This is a genomic window from Streptomyces achromogenes (assembly GCF_030816715.1).
Classification (GTDB): Bacteria; Actinomycetota; Actinomycetes; order Streptomycetales; family Streptomycetaceae; genus Streptomyces; species Streptomyces achromogenes_A.
This window is the reverse complement of the sequence record NZ_JAUSYH010000001.1, coordinates 6,424,538-6,444,584: the sequence shown is the minus strand read 5'-3', so window position 1 is coordinate 6,444,584 and position 20,047 is coordinate 6,424,538. Positions and strand designations below refer to the sequence as shown.

Annotated in this window: 15 protein-coding genes; 2 read left to right on the top strand and 13 right to left on the bottom strand. The window is 71.9% G+C overall.

Annotated features, from left to right (window positions below):
• Window positions 1–88 precede the first annotated feature (88 nt).
• Window positions 89–781 (top strand): response regulator, encoded by a 693-nt coding sequence (locus QF032_RS28915; RefSeq protein ID WP_307046490.1) that lies wholly within the window; start codon window positions 89–91, stop codon window positions 779–781.
• An 82-nt stretch (window positions 782–863) separates the two neighbouring features.
• On the opposite strand, the gene QF032_RS28910 is transcribed toward QF032_RS28915, so the two are convergent.
• The 6 genes from QF032_RS28910 to QF032_RS28885 form a co-directional block, all read right to left on the bottom strand.
• On the bottom strand, window positions 864–2,456 hold the full coding sequence (locus QF032_RS28910) for a solute symporter family protein (protein WP_307046489.1): 1,593 nt from the start codon (window positions 2,454–2,456) through the stop codon (window positions 864–866).
• Window positions 2,453–3,031 (bottom strand): DUF485 domain-containing protein, encoded by a 579-nt coding sequence (locus tag QF032_RS28905; RefSeq protein WP_307046487.1) that lies wholly within the window; start codon window positions 3,029–3,031, stop codon window positions 2,453–2,455. The genes QF032_RS28910 and QF032_RS28905 overlap by 4 nt, the downstream gene beginning before the upstream one ends.
• 71 nt (window positions 3,032–3,102) lie before the next feature.
• Window positions 3,103–3,792 (bottom strand): response regulator transcription factor, encoded by a 690-nt coding sequence (locus QF032_RS28900; protein WP_307046485.1) that lies wholly within the window; start codon window positions 3,790–3,792, stop codon window positions 3,103–3,105.
• On the bottom strand, window positions 3,789–4,940 hold the full coding sequence (locus QF032_RS28895) for a sensor histidine kinase (RefSeq protein ID WP_307058032.1): 1,152 nt from the start codon (window positions 4,938–4,940) through the stop codon (window positions 3,789–3,791). The genes QF032_RS28900 and QF032_RS28895 overlap by 4 nt, the downstream gene beginning before the upstream one ends.
• Window positions 4,937–5,464, bottom strand: coding sequence for a DUF1453 domain-containing protein (locus QF032_RS28890; protein ID WP_307046483.1), 528 nt, complete (start codon window positions 5,462–5,464; stop codon window positions 4,937–4,939). Before QF032_RS28890 ends, QF032_RS28895 begins: the two co-directional genes overlap by 4 nt.
• Window positions 5,465–5,836: 372 nt before the next feature.
• Window positions 5,837–7,957 carry a DNA gyrase/topoisomerase IV subunit B gene (locus QF032_RS28885; protein ID WP_306948917.1) on the bottom strand — a complete coding sequence of 707 codons (2,121 nt, stop codon included), beginning with the start codon at window positions 7,955–7,957 and terminating at the stop codon, window positions 5,837–5,839.
• A 445-nt stretch (window positions 7,958–8,402) separates the two neighbouring features.
• Between QF032_RS28885 and QF032_RS28880 the strand changes: the two genes are divergently transcribed.
• Complete coding sequence (locus tag QF032_RS28880) at window positions 8,403–8,633, top strand: DUF7455 domain-containing protein (protein ID WP_057575406.1); 231 nt, start codon at window positions 8,403–8,405, stop codon at window positions 8,631–8,633.
• 121 nt (window positions 8,634–8,754) lie between these two features.
• Here QF032_RS28880 and QF032_RS28875 read toward each other — a convergent pair whose 3' ends face one another.
• From QF032_RS28875 to QF032_RS28845, 7 genes are all read right to left on the bottom strand, one after another.
• The gene (locus QF032_RS28875) at window positions 8,755–9,621 is read right to left on the bottom strand and encodes a S1 family peptidase (RefSeq protein WP_307046482.1); all 867 of its coding nucleotides are present in this window, start codon (window positions 9,619–9,621) and stop codon (window positions 8,755–8,757) included.
• A gap of 133 nt (window positions 9,622–9,754) precedes the next feature.
• Window positions 9,755–11,305 (bottom strand): RNA polymerase sigma factor, encoded by a 1,551-nt coding sequence (locus QF032_RS28870; protein WP_306948919.1) that lies wholly within the window; start codon window positions 11,303–11,305, stop codon window positions 9,755–9,757.
• A gap of 432 nt (window positions 11,306–11,737) precedes the next feature.
• Window positions 11,738–12,625, bottom strand: a complete 888-nt coding sequence (locus QF032_RS28865; RefSeq protein ID WP_307046481.1) for a FadR/GntR family transcriptional regulator — start codon at window positions 12,623–12,625, stop codon at window positions 11,738–11,740.
• 162 nt (window positions 12,626–12,787) lie between these two features.
• Window positions 12,788–14,797 (bottom strand): ATP-binding cassette domain-containing protein, encoded by a 2,010-nt coding sequence (locus QF032_RS28860; RefSeq protein WP_307046479.1) that lies wholly within the window; start codon window positions 14,795–14,797, stop codon window positions 12,788–12,790.
• Window positions 14,798–14,878: 81 nt separating this feature from the next.
• Window positions 14,879–15,637: an NUDIX hydrolase gene (locus QF032_RS28855; protein WP_306948922.1), complete on the bottom strand. Its 759-nt coding sequence runs from the start codon at window positions 15,635–15,637 to the stop codon at window positions 14,879–14,881.
• A gap of 95 nt (window positions 15,638–15,732) precedes the next feature.
• Window positions 15,733–17,652: a glycogen debranching N-terminal domain-containing protein gene (locus tag QF032_RS28850; RefSeq protein WP_307060406.1), complete on the bottom strand. Its 1,920-nt coding sequence runs from the start codon at window positions 17,650–17,652 to the stop codon at window positions 15,733–15,735.
• A 635-nt stretch (window positions 17,653–18,287) separates the two neighbouring features.
• A complete protein-coding gene (locus QF032_RS28845; protein ID WP_307060404.1) occupies window positions 18,288–20,024 on the bottom strand; it encodes a DUF4192 domain-containing protein in 1,737 nt (578 codons plus the stop codon).
• Window positions 20,025–20,047: the final 23 nt, after the last annotated feature.

Genomic DNA, 20,047 nt, shown 5'->3' with positions numbered 1-20,047 from the left:
GGCCTGTTGTGCTCGTTTAGCTCGCGCTAGAACAACGAAGCCGAAACACGGGCACATCGCCCGCCTGGCCTTGACGGAGAGAGGCCCGATGATTGACGTCCTGGTGGTGGACGACGACTTCCGTGTCGCCGAGATCAACGCCACATACGTGGGGAAGGTTCCCGGCTTCCGGGTCGCCGCCCGCGCGCACAGTGCCGCCCAGGCGCTCGCCTCGGTACAGCGCGGAGGCATCGACCTGGTCCTGCTCGACCACTACCTTCCCGACGGGACCGGACTGGAACTCGTCCACCGCATGAGGGAGCAGGGCCACGGCACGGACGTCATCATGATCACAGCGGCCGGTGACGTCACGACGGTGCAGACCGCGATGCGGCTGGGCGCCCTGCACTACCTGGTGAAACCGTTCACCTTCGCGGCGCTGCGCACCCGCCTCGACTCGTACGCCGCCCTGCGCCGCACGGTGGACCGGGTCGGTGGCCACGGCGTAGCCGGCCAGGATCAGGTGGACCGGATCTTCAGCGCGCTGCGCACCACGCCCGCGCCCCCGTCCCCGGGTCTGCCGAGCGGGCACTCGGAGCCCACCACCGACCTGATCTGCGCGGTGCTGCACCGCGCCCACCACCCGCTCTCGGCCCACGAGGTCGCCGCCGAGACCGGCCTGAGCCGCTCCACCGCCCAGCGCTATCTGCGCCACCTCGAGCAGGCCGGCCGACTGCATCTCTCCCTCAAGTACGGAGACACCGGCCGCCCCGAGCACCGGTATGCGTGGGTGGCTCCGTAGCGACGCGTGATTCTCCCGCGGCGGTGCGGCCGCGGGAGACGCCGTTTTCGCCGCTCCCGCTCCCACTCCCCACGCCCGGCCCCTATGCCGCGCCCGCCCCGGTCAGCGACCGCACCTCGGCCTCCGCGTGCCTGGCCTCGTCCGCGACCTCGGCCGACGTGACCGTGCCCAGCCAGCCCGCCAGGAAGCCCAGCGGAATCGAGACGAGGCCGGGGTTCTCCAGCGGGAAGTACTGGAAGTCCACCGCCGGGAAGAGCGCCCCCGGGCTGCCCGACACCACCGGCGACAGCACCACGAGCGCCAGGGCCGGAATCAGCCCGCCGTACACCGCCCACACGGCGCCCCGCGTGGTGAAGCCCCGCCAGAACAGCGAGTACAGCAGGACGGGCAGGTTCGCGGAGGCCGCGACGGCGAACGCGAGTCCGACCAGGAAGGCGACGTTGAGATCGCGGGCCAGCAGGCCGAGGGCGATCGCGACCGCTCCGACTCCGACGGCGGCGACCCTCGCCACCGCCACCTCGCTGCGGGGCCGGGAGCGCCGGCGACGCAGGGAGGCGTAGAGGTCGTGCGCCACCGACGCCGAGGAGGCCAGCGTGATGCCGGCGACGACCGCGAGGATCGTGGCGAAGGCGACTGCCGCCACCACCGCGAACAGGACGGTGCCGCCCGTGGAGTCGGCACCGCCGCCCAGATCGAGGGCCAGCAGGGGCACCGCCGTGTTCCCGGACGCGTTCGAACCGCGGACCGCGTCCGGGCCGACGATCGCCGCCGCGCCGAAGCCCAGCACGATCGTCATCAGGTAGAAGCCGCCGATGAGCCCGATCGACCAGACGACGGACCGCCGGGCGGCCTGCGCGGTCGGCACGGTGTAGAAGCGGGACAGGATGTGCGGCAGCCCGGCAGTGCCCAGCACCAGGGCGAGACCGAGGCTCATGAAGTCGAAGCGCGCGGTCCAGTCCCCTCCGTACTTCAGCCCGGGCGCGAGGAACGCGTCGCCGTGCCCGCTGCGCTCGGCGGCCGTGCGCAGCAGTTGGTCGAAGTCGCCGTGGAAGCGCACGAGGACGAGCACGGTGAGCGTGACGGTGCCGCCCAGCAGCAGGACCGCCTTGACGATCTGGATCCACGTCGTGGCCCGCATCCCTCCCAGCGACACGTAGACGACCATGAGCGCACCCACCCCGATGACGGCCCAGGACCGGGCCGCCTCGCCGGTGTTCCCGAGGAGCAGCGCGACCAGGCTGCCCGCGCCGACCATCTGCGCCACCAGATAGAGAACGGACACGGTGACCGAGGAGGTTCCCGCCGCGATCCGCACCGGCCGCTCCCTCATCCGCGCGGCGACCACGTCGGCCAGGGTGAACCGCCCGCAGTTGCGCACCAGTTCGGCCACCAGGAACAGCACCACCAGCCAGGCGACCAGGAAGCCCACCGAGTACAGCAGGCCGTCGTACCCGAAGAGCGCGATCAGTCCGGAGATTCCGAGGAAGGAGGCGGCCGACATGTAGTCGCCCGCGATGGCAAAACCATTCTCCATCGGGGAGAACAGCCGGCCTCCGGCGTAGAACTCCTCCGCCGAACCACGCCGGTTGCGGCTCACCCAGGTGGTGATCCCCAGCGTCACCGCGACGAAGACGCTGAACAGCATCAACGCGAGCGCCTGATGGTTGCCGGTCACGACGCACCGCCGCGGGCTCCGCGGGTCAGTTCCTGGGTGTCCCAGCGCAGTTCGAGCGCCGCACGATCGCGGCGCAACCGTGCGTGCCGGGCGTAGGCCCAGGTGAGCAGGAACGTGCTGAGGAACTGTCCGAGCCCGGCGAGCAGCGCCACGTTCACCGCGCCCACCACCGGCCGTGCCATGAAGCCGGGCGCGGTCGTCGCCGTCACGACATAGGCCACATACCAGACGAGGAACCCGACGGAGGCGGGCCCCACGAACCGCCGATACCGGCTGCGCACCTCCTGGAAGGCCGCGCTGCGCTGCACCTCGAGGTAGATCTCGGCCGTCGCAGCGGCACCGGTCGCGCGCGCCGCACGGGCCGCCGGGATCTCGGTCGGGGCAACGCTCGCCCCCGCCGACTCGCCCCAACCCGAGGCGAGCGCCTCGTACCACGGGTCGTCGTAGCGCACCTCTCCCGTCGCTCCCGGGTACGCCTGCTCCTGACGTCGTTCGGGCTCGCGCGCATGCGGCGTGGCGCCGCCGGTCTCGGGATCGTCCCCGTCGGTGCGGACGCAACCGTTGCTTGACTGCATGCCCAAGGATGGACAGAACGGGAAGATCCCTGACTCTTCTTCCCCGCACGCTTCACTCCATCAGGTGACCATCAGACCGATCCGGCTGCAGGCGGCCGCACCAGTCCCTTCCGGTACGCGTAACTGACCGCCTGAGCACGGTCCTTGAGTCCCGTCTTGGAGAACATGTTGTTGATGTGGGTCTTCACCGTGGCGATGGACACGCTCAGCCTGCGGGCGATCTCCGGGTTGCTGAGGCCTTCGGCGATCAGCACCAGAACCTCCGCCTCCCTTGTGGTGAGCCCGTCGGGCACGACGGCGGGCCGCGCCGGCTCGGGTTCGGGCGCCGACAGCCGCTCCAGGAGCCTGCGCTGGACACTCGGCGACAGACCGGCGTCCCCGGACAGCACGCTGTGCACGGCGCGCACGATCTCGTCCCCGCCGGCGTCCTTCGTGAGGTACCCCCGCGCTCCGGCCTTGAGCGCCGGGAACAGGGACTCGTCGTCCGCGAACGTGGTGAGTACCACGACCTGGGTGCCGGGATAGGTCGCCGTGATGCGCCGAGTGGCCTCCACGCCGTCGCAGCGGGGCATGCGCAGGTCCATCAGCACCACGTCGGGAGCGAGTTCGGCGACGAGTCGCACCGCCTCCTCGCCGTCTCCCGCGGCGCCCACCACCTCGACTCCCGGCAGCAGCCCGAGCAGCATCACGATGCCTTCTCTGACGACGGTCTGATCGTCCGCGACCACCACCCTGGCGGGCTTCTCCGGCTCCTCGGTCATACGGGCACCTTCAGCGTCACCACGAACCCTTCCTCGTCCGGCCCTGCGGCGAGCGAGCCGCCCAGCAGCTCGGCGCGCTCACGCATACCCAGCAGACCGTACCCGCCGCCGGCCTGCGCGAGTTCGCCCGGCGAGCCGCCCGAGTCCCGCACGTCCAGGGTGACTTCGCGGGGGCCGTACTCGAGCCGCACGCTCACCTTCGCGCCCGGCGCGTGCTTGCGTGCGTTCGTCAGCGCTTCCTGGGCGACCCTGCGCACGGCCTGCGAGGCCTCGACCGGCAGGGTCACGCGTTCGCCGGCGACCGTGACCTCGGCGCCTTCGGACGCGCCGACGAGGCCGGTGAGGAACTCCTCCAGCGGCGTCACCTCTCCGCGCAGCGCGGAGAGCGACTGCCGGGTCTCCTCGAGACCGTCGCGGGCCATGCCGCGGGCCGCCACCACGCGTTCGAGGATCTGTTCGCGGTCCGCGCCCCGTTCGATCAGCAGCCGGGCCGCCTCCAGGTGCACCAGTTGCGCCGAGAGACTGTGGGCGAGCACGTCGTGGATCTCCCGCGCGATGCGGGCCCGTTCCGCGAGCGCGGCGGACTCGGCCTCGGCCGCGCGGGCCGCCCGCTCCTGGGCGAGCAGTCGCTGTGCGGTGCCTCTGGCCTCGGCGTCGAGCCGCAGCGCCCAGCCGGCGAGGGCCATGCCCCCGATGACGGAGGCCGAGACCAGCCCTCGGTCGTCGTCGACCGCGGCGAAGGCGGCGAAACCGGCCGATGCCACGGGCACGGCGGCGGCCAGGGGCAGTCGCTCGAGAGCCGCGACGGCACAGCCACAGCACAGGACCACAGCCGCGGAGCGGAATCCCGCGGCCTCGGCTCCGACGGCCAGTAGCAGCAGCGCGAGAACGAGGGCGAGGGAAGGCCACAGCCGGTGTTCGAGCGTGGTCCGGAACAGGGCCCACGCGAGCCCGCCGGCCACGAGCAGCCCGCCCGCTCCGGCGACCCCGGCCCACCCGTGGACGCGGCTGTCGTGGAGGGCGCTCCCTACCAGCGCGACGAGCACCAGCAGCCGCACTCCCCAGGCCAGCAGCCGCCTGGGCCGGGTGATCTCCTTGGGGCTCAGCGCCTCTCGTGAGGGCCACCTGGTCCAGAGGTTCTCCGTCACACGCGCTCCTTCAAGGCAGACCGGGGCACGCGGTCACCGTACGCCGCGACCTGCGCGGGGGCGGGCCCGTGCAGGGACCGCGCCCGCAGAACCAGGAGCCCGGAGCGCACCGGCAGGGTGGCCGCGAGTCCCAGCATCAGGGCCGAGCTGTGCTGGTGGAGGCCCGCGAGTATGCCGAGCCCGAAGAGGCCGAGCCGCAGCGCGATGCCGGCGAGCCAGACGGCCGCGCTCGCCCCGGTGCTCTGGCCCCACACCGAGCCGTCCGCCTCGACCCACACCCGCGTGGTCCGGGCCCAGGCGGCCCCGATGGCCAGGCCGACGATCAGTTCGGTGCCGAGGAGCAGGGCGGACGTGGTGGGGTGGCGCGCGTCGAGCAGGTCGGGATCGCGCAGCGCAGTGACCGCCAAGATGCCGGGCAGGACCCACCATCGCCGGTCCGCGTCTATGCGGCCGGCCCGGAACTGCCGAACGATCACGAGGGCGACCGCCGCCACGATCACCAGTGCGTTGAGGAGCCCGGACATCACAGCCTCCGTGAACGGGAAGGGGAGGCCGGCAGCCAGCGCTGCCGACGCCTTCGACGCTACGGAAACACGTCGGCTCGCAGATCGGAGCCAGGGTGGATCATGGGTGGATCCCTGCGGGCCGGGCTCCTCCACCCGAGGGTGGAGAAGCCCAGGTCAGCCCTGTGATGCAACCGCTCGGACCGAGTGGACCGCCCCCGGTCCGGCGCTGCTTGCCCCGGTGCCGATCGGACCGAGCCGCGCCCGCAAGAGCGCGCCCGGATCAGGGCAGCGCCCGCGTCGCCCCGGCCCCACCGCGCCCGCACTGGGCGCTCCCGCCAGGTCGGACCCCAGCGGGGCCCGGACCGGTTGGGCCCCGGCGGGCGCGGGGGGTCACGCGTCGATGCGCGACCGGTCCAGCGTCGCCGCCGAGCTGGAGATGAACTCCTTGCGCGGTGCCACGTCGTTGCCCATCAGCAGATCGAACACCTGCTCGGCCGACTCCAGGTCGGAGAGGTTGATGCGGCGCAGCGTACGGTGGCGCGGGTCCATCGTGGTCTCGGCCAGCTGGTCGGCGTCCATCTCGCCGAGACCCTTGTAGCGCTGGATCGAGTCCTTGTACCGGACGCCCTTGCTCTGGAACTCCATCAGCCGGTCGCGCAGCTCACGGTCCGAGTACGTGTACACGTACTTGTCCTGGCCCTTCCTGGGCTGCACCAGCTCGATGCGGTGCAGCGGCGGAACCGCGGCGAACACCCGGCCGGCCTCGACCATGGGCCGCATGTAGCGGTGGAACAGCGTCAGGAGCAGCGTGCGGATGTGGGAGCCGTCCACATCGGCGTCCGTCATCATGATGATCTTGCCGTAGCGGGCGGCGTCGATGTCGAACGTCCGACCGGAACCGGCCCCTATGACCTGGATGATCGCGCCGCACTCGGCGTTCTTCAGCATGTCGGTCACGGACGACTTCTGGACGTTGAGGATCTTGCCCCGGATCGGCAGCAGCGCCTGGAACTCGGAGTTCCGGGCGAGCTTGGCAGTGCCGAGCGCCGAGTCCCCCTCGACGATGAACAGCTCGCTGCGCTCGACGTCGTCACTGCGGCAGTCGGCCAGCTTCGCGGGCAGCGACGAGGACTCCAGCGCAGTCTTGCGACGCTGCGCGTCCTTGTGCTGCCGGGCCGCGATGCGCGTCCGCGCGGCGGCGACCGCCTTCTCCATCACGACCCGGGCCTGCGCCGCGGCGTCGCGCTTGGTCGAGGTCAGGAACGCCTTGAGTTCCCGTGAGATCACGGTGTTCACGATGCGCCGGGCGGCCGAGGTGCCGAGGACCTCCTTTGTCTGACCCTCGAACTGGGGTTCGGCCAGGCGAACCGTGACGACGGCGGTCAGGCCCTCCAGGGCGTCGTCCTTGACGATGTCGTCCTCGGCGACGCGCAGCAGCTTCTTCGCGCGCAGCACCTCGTTCATCGTCTTGGCGACGGCCTGCTCGAAGCCTGCGACGTGCGTGCCGCCCTTGGGCGTGGCGATGATGTTGACGAACGACCTGAGGTTCGTGTCATAGCCGGTGCCCCAGCGCAGCGCCACGTCGACGCCGAGCTCACGGGTGACCTCGGTCGGTGTCATCTGCCCGTGCTCGTCCAGGACCGGGACGGTCTCCTTGAAGGTGCCCTGTCCGGTGAAGCGGAGGACGTCGCAGACCGGCTTGTCGGTGGCCAGGTACTCGCAGAACTCGCTGATGCCGCCGTCGAAGCGGAAGGACTCCTCCCCCTTGCTGCCACCGTCGCCGAGACCGTACTCGTCGCGGACGACGATGGTCAGGCCGGGCACCAGGAAGGCGGTCTGGCGGGCACGGCCGTGGAGGTTCTCCAGGGAGAGCTTGGCGTCCTTGAGGAAGATCTGACGGTCGGCCCAGTACCGCACGCGCGTGCCGGTGCGGTTCTTGGCGACCCGCTTGACCTTGCGCAGGCCGCCCGGCTCGAACTTGGCGTCGGGACCGCCCGCGGCGAAGGAGCCGGGGACTCCGCGCCGGAAGCTGATCGCGTGCGTGTTGCCCCCTCGGTCCACCTCGACGTCGAGTCGGGCGGACAGGGCGTTGACGACGGAGGCGCCGACGCCGTGCAGACCGCCGGAGGCGGCGTAGGAACCGCCGCCGAACTTGCCGCCGGCGTGCAGCTTGGTCATGACGACCTCGACGCCGGACAGGCCGGTCTTGGGCTCGACGTCGACGGGGATGCCCCGGCCGTTGTCACGGACCTCGACCGAGGCGTCGTCGTGGAGGATCACCTCGATGTGGTCGCAGTACCCGCCCAGGGCTTCGTCGACGGAGTTGTCGATGATCTCCCACAGGCAGTGCATCAGACCGCGACTGTCGGTCGAGCCGATGTACATGCCCGGGCGCTTCCGCACGGCCTCGAGGCCCTCGAGGACGAGCAGGTGCCGCGCGGTGTAGTTGGAACCGTCCCGGTCTGCTCCTGCCAGCAGCGCTGTGGACGGCACGGACGTTTCGGCGGTCACGCGGTTCGCTCCTCGCTGAATTTCACTTGGGGCCCTTCTGGGTAAGGGCGCGGCTCGGGTAGCCGCCAAGAGGGTACCGAGGCCTGGTAGAGCCGTTGTAACGCCACCCTCGTCCGAAACTCAGACTAGTCCAGCGTCGCATGCGTGTTCGATCCCTCGTTGGAGTGAAGTACATATCACGTTCCCTTCGGGGCATGAACCATTTAGGCTCCGGGCACGTCCTCATGAACAAACCGGCAAGCCAGCCGGGAGGATCGAACCACGACCGACAGTGCGAAACCGTAAGCATTACAGACCACGCAATACGGCACATTCGCCGCCAAACCGGCAGCAGACGGCCACCTCGGAAAGATTTTTTCGAGGACAAGCCACGAGCGGGAACGTTTTGGGGCTGGTTGGATGTTGACCCTGGTACGACAGCTCGTCGAGCTAGAGAAGAGGCGACGTGACTACTGTTCTGACCCCCGCGAGCCCGATGACGGCCGCTGACCGCTGCGACCGCTGCGGCGCCCAGGCGTACGTACGCGTCGTGCTGCTCAGCGGCGGAGAACTGCTCTTCTGCGCCCACCACGGCCGCAAGTTCGAGCCGGAACTCAAGAAGATCGCCGCTGAGATACAGGACGAGACGGAGCGACTGACTACCGTTCCGGCGTCCGCCCTGGAAGAAGAGCGCTGATCCGACGCGTCCACGACGAGCCAGAGTCGGCACAGGCCGGCGAACGGGCGGCCGCCCCTGATATCAGGGGCGGCCGCCCGCTTCCTGTCCGCGATCCCGCCCCTTCCCGGGCACAGCCCGCTCAGGGGCCGCCAGGAGCCCTGTGCGCGCCTCGGGCGGCGACATCCCAGCCGAGCGTCCGCAGGGCGTCGGAGACCCGTGTGTAGACGCCAGGGCTGCCGGGCCGTCCACAGCCGCTGCCCCACGACACGAGCCCGATGAGCCGGCCCTGCGCGACCAGCGGTCCGCCGCTGTCCCCCTGGCAGGCGTCCCGACCTCCGCGCGCCTCCCCGGCGCACACCATGCTCTGCGCGAGATACGCGCCTTCGGACGAACCCGGGTACGCCCGCTCGCAGAGCGAGTCGGCCAGCACGTGCACCGGCGCCGCCCGGAGCGTGTGCGCGTACGCGCCGAACCCCGTGGTGTCTCCCCAGCCGTAGACCAGGGCCTCCCCGCCGGGTTGGTACGCCCCGTCACCCGCGCCGGCCATGCGGATGGCCGCTTCCGCCGGGAGCGGCTCGGCCAGAGTGAGCACGGCGAAGTCCCCGGCGTTGCTGGAGCGGTCGTAACGGGGGTTCACCCAGACGCTGCGTACGGAGACCTCCTGCCCCACGTCCGAGTAGAGGTCCGTGCGGCCGGCGACGACCTTGAGGTCCGAGACCCGCTCCGGCGGCCCTCCCAGAGCCTCCTCACCCATGCAGTGCGCCGCCGTGAGCACGGTCGTCGGACCGACCGCCACGCCCCCGCAGAACTGTCCCGAGCGCATACCTCCGAACCGGTCACGGCTGGACAGCGCGACCGTCCACGGGCTCTGCGAGACATCGACCGGGTAGCCCCCGAGGACGACGCCGTCGGAGGCTGCGGGGGCGGCGGAGGCCAACGGTATGACCATGGCCACGGCCGCCAGAATCAACGGCCGGGACAGGGCCCGGACCAAGGGACGTCGCATGAGGGCTCCTCACTCTGCGGTGCTCGGTGAACACCCACAGTGATCCACCCCGTGGCGGGACGCACCCGCGCGTGCATGCCGAAGGCCCGGGTCCCTGACGGGAGACCGGGCCTTCGGCTTGTACGGACGCGACCTAGTCGAGGTAGTCGCGCAGTACCTGCGAACGCGACGGGTGACGCAGCTTCGACATGGTCTTGGACTCGATCTGGCGGATCCGCTCACGCGTGACGCCGTACACCTTGCCGATCTCGTCGAGGGTCTTCGGCTGACCGTCGGTGAGACCGAACCGCATCGAGACGACGCCCGCCTCGCGCTCGGACAGGGTGTCGAGGACCGAGTGCAGCTGCTCCTGCAGAAGCGTGAAGCTGACCGCGTCCGCCGGCACGACGGCCTCGGAGTCCTCGATGAGGTCACCGAACTCGCTGTCGCCGTCCTCGCCCAGCGGGGTGTGCAGCGAGATGGGCTCACGGCCGTACTTCTGGACCTCGATGACCTTCTCGGGGGTCATGTCGAGTTCCTTGGCCAGCTCCTCCGGCGTGGGCTCGCGACCCAGGTCCTGGAGCATCTGACGCTGCACGCGCGCGAGCTTGTTGATGACCTCGACCATGTGCACCGGGATGCGGATGGTGCGGGCCTGGTCGGCCATCGCGCGGGTGATCGCCTGCCGGATCCACCAGGTGGCGTACGTGGAGAACTTGTAGCCCTTGGTGTAGTCGAACTTCTCGACCGCGCGGATGAGACCGAGGTTGCCCTCCTGGATGAGGTCCAGGAAGAGCATGCCGCGGCCGGTGTACCGCTTGGCCAGGGACACCACCAGACGGAGGTTGGCCTCCAGGAGGTGGTTCTTGGCGCGGCGGCCGTCCTCCGCGATGATCTCCAGCTCGCGCTTGAGCTTGGGTGCGAGCTTGTCGGCGTTGGCCAGCTTGTCCTCGGCGAAGAGACCGGCCTCGATGCGCTTGGCGAGTTCGACCTCCTGCTCGGCGTTGAGCAGCGGGACCTTGCCGATCTGCTTGAGGTAGTCCTTGACCGGGTCGGCGGTTGCGCCCGCGGCGGCCACCTGCTGGGCCGGCGCGTCGTCCTCGTCGTCGTCGGAGAGGACGAAGCCGGCGCTCTCGGTGCCCTCGGGCTCGTCGCCCGTCTTGGGGGCGTCCTCGAGGGCTTCTTCCTCGACCGGCTCGCCGTCGTCCTTCTTGCCGGCGGTCTTCTTGGCCGCCGTCTTCTTGGCCGCGACGGTCTTCTTCGCGACCGCCTTCTTGGCCGTCGTGGTCTTCTTGGCAGCCGCCTTCTTGGCGGGGGCGGCTTCTTCTTCTGCGGGGTCGTCCACAGCAGGTGCGGCCGGGGTGGCCGGGGCGGTGTCAGCGGTGGTCTTCCGCGTGGTCACCGTCTTCGCCGCGACCGTCTTGGTGGCGGTGCGCTTGGCCGGACTCTTCGCTGCGACGCTCTTTCGGGTGCGCTTGGGCTCCGCGGCACTGACCATCAGCGTCACACCCTCTTCCTCGAGGATCTGGTTGAGGCTGCGCAGTACGTTCTTCCACTGAGTGGCCGGAATCTGGTCAGCTTCGAAGGCCCGACGCACATCGTCGCCGGCGATCTGCCCCTCAGCCTTTCCCCGCTCAATGAGCGCCATGACAGAGACGGACTCGGCGATCTCCGGCGGGAGCGTACGGGATGTGCTGGCCGACACGAACAACCTCTCGGAACGTTGGAAAACGGCTTCCGGCCCCGTCCACGACGGACTGGAGCCGACCACCGGCCTGGGAACGGGCCGACGGCGCGGGCGGGGGCCGGGAGGATGCACAGCGCCTTGAACGGCGTCCGTATTCCCTCTGCGGCTGTCACCTCTTAGGTCATCGCGTTGTTTCCACAAGCGTTACGCCCAATCTTCGTGGCCCGAGTCACACCCCGTAAGCGTTCAAAAACGGTCAGACACGGGCAGAGGAGGTCACCCGTGGTGTCTACCCACACCTCCGCCACCAAATCCCGCCACGCAGACCGTCGGACCCCGCAGTTCCCGTGACGGGTTTCTGCGGGGTCCGACGGGAGTGCGGGTATGCCGGGCCGAGGCCGGCGCAGGAGGGGGAAGACATCCCGGACGGTCCCGCCCGAGGACTGCGGGTCAGTGCTCGCGCGGCGCCGGCACGACGCGCTCCACCTCGGGGTGCACCATGAGAAGCTGGCGCGTGGCCACCTCGGCCGCCGTGCCGTCGCCCGCGGCCAGGGCGTCGACGATCCGGCCGTGGTGGGCCAGCGAGGCGTCGTTGGGCCGCTCACAGCCCGTGACCGGACCACCGGAGACCTGCAGGGCGGACGACACGATCCCGGAAAGGTGCTCCAGCATGCGGTTGCCCGCGACCTGGATGAGCAGCGAGTGGAACTCGGTGTCGGCCCGGGAGTAGGTGAGCACATCACCCTGCGTAATCGCGTGGGCCATGATCTCGACCATGTCGGACAGCCGTTGCTGGACGTCCTCCCGCCCGTGCCCGGCGGCGAGGCGGGCGGCCAGCGGCTCGATCGTCCAGCGCAGCTCGCTCAGCTCGCGCCGCTGGTCGTCGCGCTGGGGGCCGTAGGCGCGCCACTCGATGATGTCCGGGTCGAGAAGATTCCAGTCGCTCACGGGACGCACCCGCGTGCCGACGTTCGGACGGGCGCTGACCAGGCCCTTGGCCTCCAGGACGCGCAGCGACTCACGGACGACGGTACGGGACACCTCGAACCGCTGGCCGATCTCCTCGGGCACCAGGGGGCGGTCGGCGCCCAGGTCGCCCGAGACGATCATCTGCCCCAGCTGCTGGACGAGCTGGCCGTGCAGCCCACGCCCGCGGTTCCCCGTGGAGCGGCGGCCCACGCGGCCCAGCTCGGGCTCCGCGGCCTCCCAGACGGAGGCTCCGACGCGGTCGGTGACGGGGGCCTCGGCGTAGGGATAGCGGTCGAGTTCGCCCGGGCCGGCCAGACCGGAGTCGGCGGAGCGGGCGGCGGTCATCATGGTGTGCGCAAGGGTACTCACGGATCCTTTGTCGGCGCTGTTTCCAACTCCCTTGAGGTCTTTGGTGAAAAGCACACGAAAGGGTGATCGCTCACCCCGTCGCAATTGACGCCTTATCGGAAAGAAATGGGCTTTCTCCGGGGAGTTGCGCACACGTGGGGATCGGTTGGGTCCGGACGGTCGTCATCGGACCCTGCCGCGCAGGGTCGTGAGCAGATACGCGCACAGCAGCGCGGCCAGGGACAACGTCATTGCCCCGCCGACGGGTTGGCCGAGCACGCGCGCCGCGGCGTCCACATATCGCTCGCCCCCGAAGGGCCACTGCACCAGAAGCGTCTCGCGCAACCGCATCGGGAGTCCGGCGGCCGCCCGCACGGACGCGCTCTCCACGGCCTTCTGTACGAGGGGCACGACGACGACGGGCACCGCGACCACGGCCGCCAGCCCGGCCGAGGTGGACCGGAAGACGCCGGCCGCCAGCACCCCGGCCCAGGCACAGCCGACCACGAGCCCGAGCCAACTCACGCCGAGCGACATCCAGTCCGCGGGAACTCGGGCGAGCTCCTGTCCGTAGACGAGGTAGAGCACCTCGGCGTCGCAGCCCACCGTGAGAAAGGCCAGCGTGACGGCGGTGACGGCGGCGACGAGCAGCTTGGCGGTGAGCACCCCGAGCCTTCGCGGCACGGTGCCGCGGTCCGCTGCCAGGGCGGGGTGGCGGAACTCGTCCCCGAAGGCCAGCGCGCCGAGCAGACCCGCACCGAGGGCCGCGGGCGGCAGCGGCAGTTGTACGGGCCAGGCGGCCAGCAGTCGCGCCTGGGCGGTGTGGCCCGCCCCGCCCAGCAGCACGGCGGTGAGGGCGGAGACGAACAGCACGGCGGCGCCGGTGAGGAAGCCGGTGCTGATCCCGGTGGCGCGGCGGATCTCGTAACGGAGGGGGCGCAAGGGGCTGGGCGCGGAGCGCACGGAGAGCGGAGGCGGCAGCGCGGGAAGGCTGCCGGTGGTGCGGGCAGCGCAGCTGCGAGGGGCGGGCGGTGACGGCACGGACTCGGAGTCGGAGTCGGAGTCGGAGTGGGAGTCGGAACGGGGGTCGTCCGCGTCTTCGGGAAGGCCCGTCGAGGCGGGGCCCGTCAGGTCGGGGCACGTCAGGTCGGGGCACGTCAGGTCGAGGGGCGTACAGGCGGGGCCGGTCGGGGTGGGGCCTAGGGGGGTGAGGTGCTCCAGCGATGCGACCGCGGGCGGACTCGTCTCGTTCTCCGCGAGCTCGCCCTCCGCGGACTCACTCTCCGCCTTGCCCCCTGCGGCCTCCCTCGCCGCCGCCGGCCCCATGTCACCGGTCTCGTCGGCTAGTTGGTGGACGAGGATGCCGTGCCGGAACGCCGTCTCGCCGACGTCGGCGCAGCTGCTGCCGTACACGGAGAGCCGGTTGCCGCCCTCCTGCACGACCTCGACGGAGCGCTGCGCCGCGCGGGCCTCCCTGGTGAGCTGTGCGGCGAGCCGGACGGCGTGGGGGCTGCGGACGGCCACTCTCGGGCGCAACCGGGTGCGGGCGAAGTCGGCGGCTTCCTGGTCGGCCATGAGCCTGCCCTGTTCCAGGGTGAGGACCCGGTCGGCGACGCGGGCGGCCTCCTTCGGATCGGCTGTGGTCGTCAGCACCGTGCCCCCCTGCTCGGCATGGGCGCGCAGCATGCCGTACAGCCAGCGGCTCTCGCGTCCGGAGAGCCCGTCGGCCGGTTCGTCGAGGACGAGGGTGTGCGGGTCGGCGAGAAGCGCACAGGCCAGACCGAGCCGACGGTCCATGCCGCGGGAGAGGCCGCCCAGGCGTTCGTCGCGCAGGCTGACCAGGCCGACCACCTCGAGCACTTCGTCGGCTCGCCGGACCGTGACGCCGGCGGCCGCGCACAGCATGCGCAGATGGCCGCGGACCGTGCGTGCCGGGTGTCCCGGCACATCGCCGAGGAGGACGCCGACCTCGCGCGAGGGGTGGGCGATGCGGTTCAGGGGGCGGCCTCTGAAGCAGGCGAGGCCGCGGCCCTGTTGCAGTCCGAGCAGAAGTCTCAGCACGGTGGTCTTGCCGGTGCCCGGCGCTCCGAGCAGCACGGTGACGCGGCCCGCGTGCGCCTCGAAGGAGACGTCGTCGACGGCGGGCGGGAGCGCCTTACGGGAATCGCTGGTCAGTCCGTAGGCCTGGATCACCTTCAGGAAGATAGCGCGCTATATCCCTTTTTTCCGTGTACCGCACGGTCAGTCGCGCATCCGTGGCCCCACTGCCGTTTCTCAGACCTCCGGGCGCAGCATCGGCGGGTTGAGCAACGTCGCGCCGCCGGCCCTGAACAGTTGCGCGGGGCGGCCCCCCTGCCGGGTGGTGGTGCCGCCGGTGGGGACCAGGAAGCCGGGCGTGCCCGTCACCTTGCGGTGGAAGTTGCGCGGGTCGAGCGCCACGCCCCACACCGCCTCGTAGACGCGGCGCAGTTCGCCGACCGTGAACTCCGTGGGGCAGAACGCGGTCGCGAGGGAGGAGTACTCGATCTTGGAGCGGGCGCGTTCCACGCCGTCGGCGAGGATCCGGGCGTGGTCGAAGGCCAGCGGCGCGATCGGTTCGCCGTCCCGGCCCTGACCGCCCTGCTGGAGCAGCTCCTCGACGGGCGCCCAGCGCGCGTTGCTCGCGTCGCCGCCCGCTCGCGGTGCGGGCAGGTCGGGGGCGAGCGCCAGATGCGCGACGCTCACCACGCGCATGCGGGGATCGCGCTCGGGGTCGCCGTACGTGGCCAGCTGTTCCAGGTGGGCGCCGTTGTCCTGGGCCGGTACCGAGGGATCGTGGGCGTGCAGCCCGGTCTCCTCCGCCAGCTCGCGCGCCGCCGCCTGGGTGAGGTCCTCGTCGGCCCGTACGAAACCGCCGGGTAGCGCCCACCATCCCTGGAACGGCGCCTCGCCCCTGCGCACCGCCAGCGCGCACAGGGCATGGCGGCGCACGGTCAGCACGACCAGGTCCACGGTGACGGCGAAGGGCGGAAAGGCTGACGGGTCGTAGGACATGCGGCGATCATAGTCGTCTTCCTGACGATAAACACGCCCTTCATCGGCCGCATCGATGGCCCGCCCTCGCCGCGACAGCTCACGGAACGAAGAGGTCACACGCCCAGTTGAAGGCCTTCGGCCGCTTCCTCCACCATGGCGAGCCCGAGCCGACTGACCCGTACGGAGAAGGGGGCGTCCGCCACCCGCAACCCCGTGAGACCGACCTCGCCCAGGGGCGCGCTGGGCAGCGGGCGCAGGGCCACGGTCCCGGCCGGGGCGTCGGGGCGGATGCCGACGAGAGCGGTCAGCAGCAGGACGCCCGCCGCGGCGGCGGTCGCGGCGGGCCGGCATGCGGCCGGATGGGGGAGCGGCGCGCCGCCGTCCCCGCGCTGCTCCCCGGCGTACATCTCCGGGAGACGGTGACCGAAGGCCTCGGACGCGGCCAGAACGCCCCGGAGAAGGGCGGTGCTCTCCTTCTCGTAGCCCGCGGCCGCCATGCCCGCGACAGCGATCGCCGTCTCGTGGATGCGCACGGCGCCGCTGCGGTGGCCGAAGGGGTTGTAGCCGGCTTCCTTGGCGCCGAGTCCGCGAAGCCCCCAGCCGGAATCCATGACGGGACCGCCGAGCAGCCGGGCGAGCTGCTCGGTCTGCACCTTGTCCAGCAGCCCCGGGGCGTGGGCGCCGCCGCCGAGCAGTCCGGTGTCGAGGAGATGGGCCGCCGTCGCACAGAGGTGAGGCACCGTCCGCCCGTCCGGAGTGCGCGCGGCGGCGGGCCGGCCGCCACCGGGGTCGTCGATCCAGAAGTCCCGGCGGAACACCGCACGCGAGGTCCGGGCCCACTCCCGCAGGGTGCCGCCGCCCGGTCTCGCGCAGGCGTCGAGCAGGTCGGCCCCGAGCAGCGCCGCACGGTGGGCGTGGGCCTGGGTCTCGCAGCGCACGGGACCGTCGGGTTGGGGGTCGCTCAGGTAGGGCTGGTCTCCGACCGCGCCGCGCAACCAGGTCAGGCAGCGCTCCGCCGCCGGCAGGAGTTCCTCCGTCTCGTGATCGGGCAGCCCCCAGCGGCGGGCTTCCGCGAGGAGGACCGGAAAGAGCAGCGTGGCCTCCGTTCCCGTGCAGCCTGGCGGAAGGTGCGGGCCCGCGTCCCGCCGGGGGCCGGGGATCATGCCGGAGCGGGGGCCCGGTCCGGTGAGCTGGGTGCGGGCCAGGATGCGCAGCGTCCCCGCGGCGAGGCGCGTGCCGAGCGGCAGCGTCATACGGGCGGCGGCCAGGGCGTCGGCCGGGGCGAGGCCGCAGCGCCAGGGCGCTCCGGCGGCCAGATGGGTGTCCGCCGGGTGCGCGGGGTCGCGCACCAGCAGCGCCCGCAGATCCTTGACACTCGACGCCAGGAGAGCCCGGACTCGCGGATCGTCGCCACTGGCGCTCGCCGGAGCCAGGGGGCTTGTCGCCGTACGACCCACGGCCCGGACCGGTCCCGTGCCGTCCAGACGTACCCGCAGTTCCACGCAGACGCTGCCGCCGGGAGGGACGTCGAACTCCCAGCGCAGCAGACCCGCGGCGGCGATCGCGTCGGCGGGCGGCGGTTGCGCGGTGACGTACGAGGTTCCACCGGTGCCGGACCAGCGCAGGCCGGAGTCGTGGACGCTGGCGGGCAGTTCGGGACCGGCGGCGCCGGCCGCGATCGCGCCCAGGTCGGCCAGATCGGCGCCGAGAGCCACCTCCACCGGCAGGCGCAACGGCCGGGTCGCGGCGCTGCGCAGGGTGATCCGCTCGACGCCGTCCGCCGAGCGGGTGCGTTCGACGATCACGTCGGGGTCCGGGCCGCCGTGCGGCGTGACGCGCAGAGCGGCGACGAAGCGGGCGCAGTCGGCCGATGTCATCCGGGCCTGGACGACCAGCGGTTCGCGGCCCGCCACCCGCAGCAGGCAACGGGACAGGATGCGTCGACCCGCGCGGTAGATCCCGTCCAGTCCGCGCCCCGTCAGCTGTCCCTGGTCGGACGAGACGGCGAGACCCGGCAGGGCGACGCAGATCATCGCCGTGTGGGCGGGCGGCAGTCCGGTGGTGCGCGGCGCGGGCGACGGACCGGACGGCGGCACGGTGCCTCTGCTCGGCGGCGTGGACGCACCGCGCGCCGCGCCCGCCGCCGGAAAGCGGGGGGTGCCGCGAACGCCCTGGCCGGTGGCCGGGCCCGGCCCGCCTCCCGCCTCCGCAAGCGGCGAGGGACCCGGGGCACGGACGGCGGCCGGCCTCTGCGTGACAGGCGGAGCCGACGGGACCGGCGAGACGGGCGGCATCAGTGGGACCGATGGGATCAGTGGGACCGGTGAAGTGGGTGGAGAGGGCGTCGTGGGACCGGACGCGGTGCGCGGGGTGTGGAGGCGGGAGCGTCCGTCGGCGGCTGAGGGCGGAGTCGGCTGATCCATAGGTGACTTCTTCTGCTCTCTGTGCGCCTCGGGCATGGTCGAGGCCTGGTGGAAGGCTCCGGCAAGGGCGGGTGCGCGCGGCGGTCCACCCGTGCGGGCGTTCCGCCACTCAGGTGAACGGGACCGCACTCCCCCAGGTCACGCACCGGGGCGCAGGCCGCACCGAATGGCGGTGGACGGGCCCGGCACTCCGGCACTCGCGCCCGGCGATCTCGCACCGGCCTCACGACCTGCCGGGTGCAGCGTCAGCCGTCGGATCGCGCCCCTTCGGGGCGGGCGCCACGACACCGTGCGGAGGCCTTGCCGGCGGGGCGGAGGCGGGACCTGGCCCCGCCGGCCGCAGCGGGACGGGTGGGATGCGGCTTCTGCGGGTGCGGGCGGGGGGTTCGCGCCGCCGGAGCGCCGCGTGCCGGTTCCGGTCCGGGGAGGAGGCCTTCGGGCTCGTCCCCCGATTCCGTCTCGTCCCCCGCTTCGGGCTCCTCCCCCGACTCCGGCTCCTCCCCCATTTCCGGTTCCTCCCCCGACTCCGGCTCCTCCCTCCTTTCCGGCGTCTGCACCGCAACCCCTGTCGGCTCGGCCACCGCCTCCGGTGTCTGCACCCCGGTCGGCGTCTGCACCGTCTCCGTTTGCGCTTCCTCGCGGTACGGCTCCTCCCCTGCCCCGAGGGCCGCGGGGCGCGCGCGTCCCGTGCGTTCGGCTCGGAGGCAGCGTCGTACCGACTCGGGGTCGAGGCCCTCGTTGCAGGCCTGGTGCAGAAGACGGGCGAAGAGATACCCGGGGTCGGCGCCCAGGGCCATCGCGAGGGCCTCCCTCGCCTCGAGCTCGTCGCCGCTGGACCAGGCCACCCAGCCGGCCAGGGTGAGCGGCGCCGCCGCGTGTTCGCCGTACGGTCCCACGCAGCGGCGGGCCAACGCCCGCCACAGACGCAACGCCGGGGCGGCCTCGTCACCCTCCATCCATTCCGCCGCCCGGTCGCGCGTCACCCGGTCCTGCAGGCCGAGGATCAGCGCGGCGGCTTCGTCCGGTCCGAGCAGTCCGTCGTCCCGGCAGTCGGCCTCCCGGGTGGCCGGCACCAGCGGCGCCTCGGTGAGACGCCGCATGACTTGTCGAGCCAGCCCCAGCGTCTCGTCGGCCACCGACGTGCGGCTCGACTCGTCGAGGATCCGCGGGACGAGCGCCAGGCCCGCGGTGTCCAGGGCGATCTCCTGCTCCAAGGCGGCGACGGTCTCCAACGGCTGCAGCCGAGAGCGCAGTTCGCGCAGGGTTCCCCGGACCTGGATGCCCGCGTAGGTCGCGGCCGCGGCGATTACGGAAGTCCCGGGCAGTCCCATCGGGGCGCCCTCGGCCGGGCAGCACCCCTTGCCCGCGCAGCAGTACGACCAGAAGCGGCCGTCGCAGATGCAGAGCGCCTCGATCACCGGGACGTCGAGGCGCCCGCACGCCACCCTCAGCTGCTGGGCCAGTGGCTGCAGCCGTTCCATGGTCCGACGGCCCGTCTCGCCGTTCGCCGGTTCCTGGCAGAGGTAGGCGACCATCTGCGCGGGACGGGCGCCCCTGCGCTCACCGCCCGTCACGAGTCCTCGCGCCAACTGGTCGGCGACGGCCGGCCAGTCCTCGGGGTTCGGGGGGATGCCGAGCCGGGCCCGGCCGCCGAACCGGCCCCGCCCGCCCTCATCGTGCAGGGCTACCAGGACGATGCTGTCCTCGGGGCGGTAGCCGAGCAAGTAGGGCAGGGCGTCGGCCAGTTCCTCCGGGGTGCGCAGGGTGACCTGGTGAACGGCGGCATCCCACCCTTCCCGGCCTCCCTCCTCCCGGCCTCCCTCCTCCCGGCCACGCCCTTTGAGACCACGTCCTTCCCGACCGTGTCCCTCCCGGTCATGTCCTTTCCCGTCTCGCCCGTCCCGACGACGTCCCTCCCGGTCGGGCGCGTCCGGCCCGAGGTCGGACCGGCCCGTAATGTCACTGTTCTCGGGGGTTCCCATGGCTTCGCTGTGATTCGTCATGC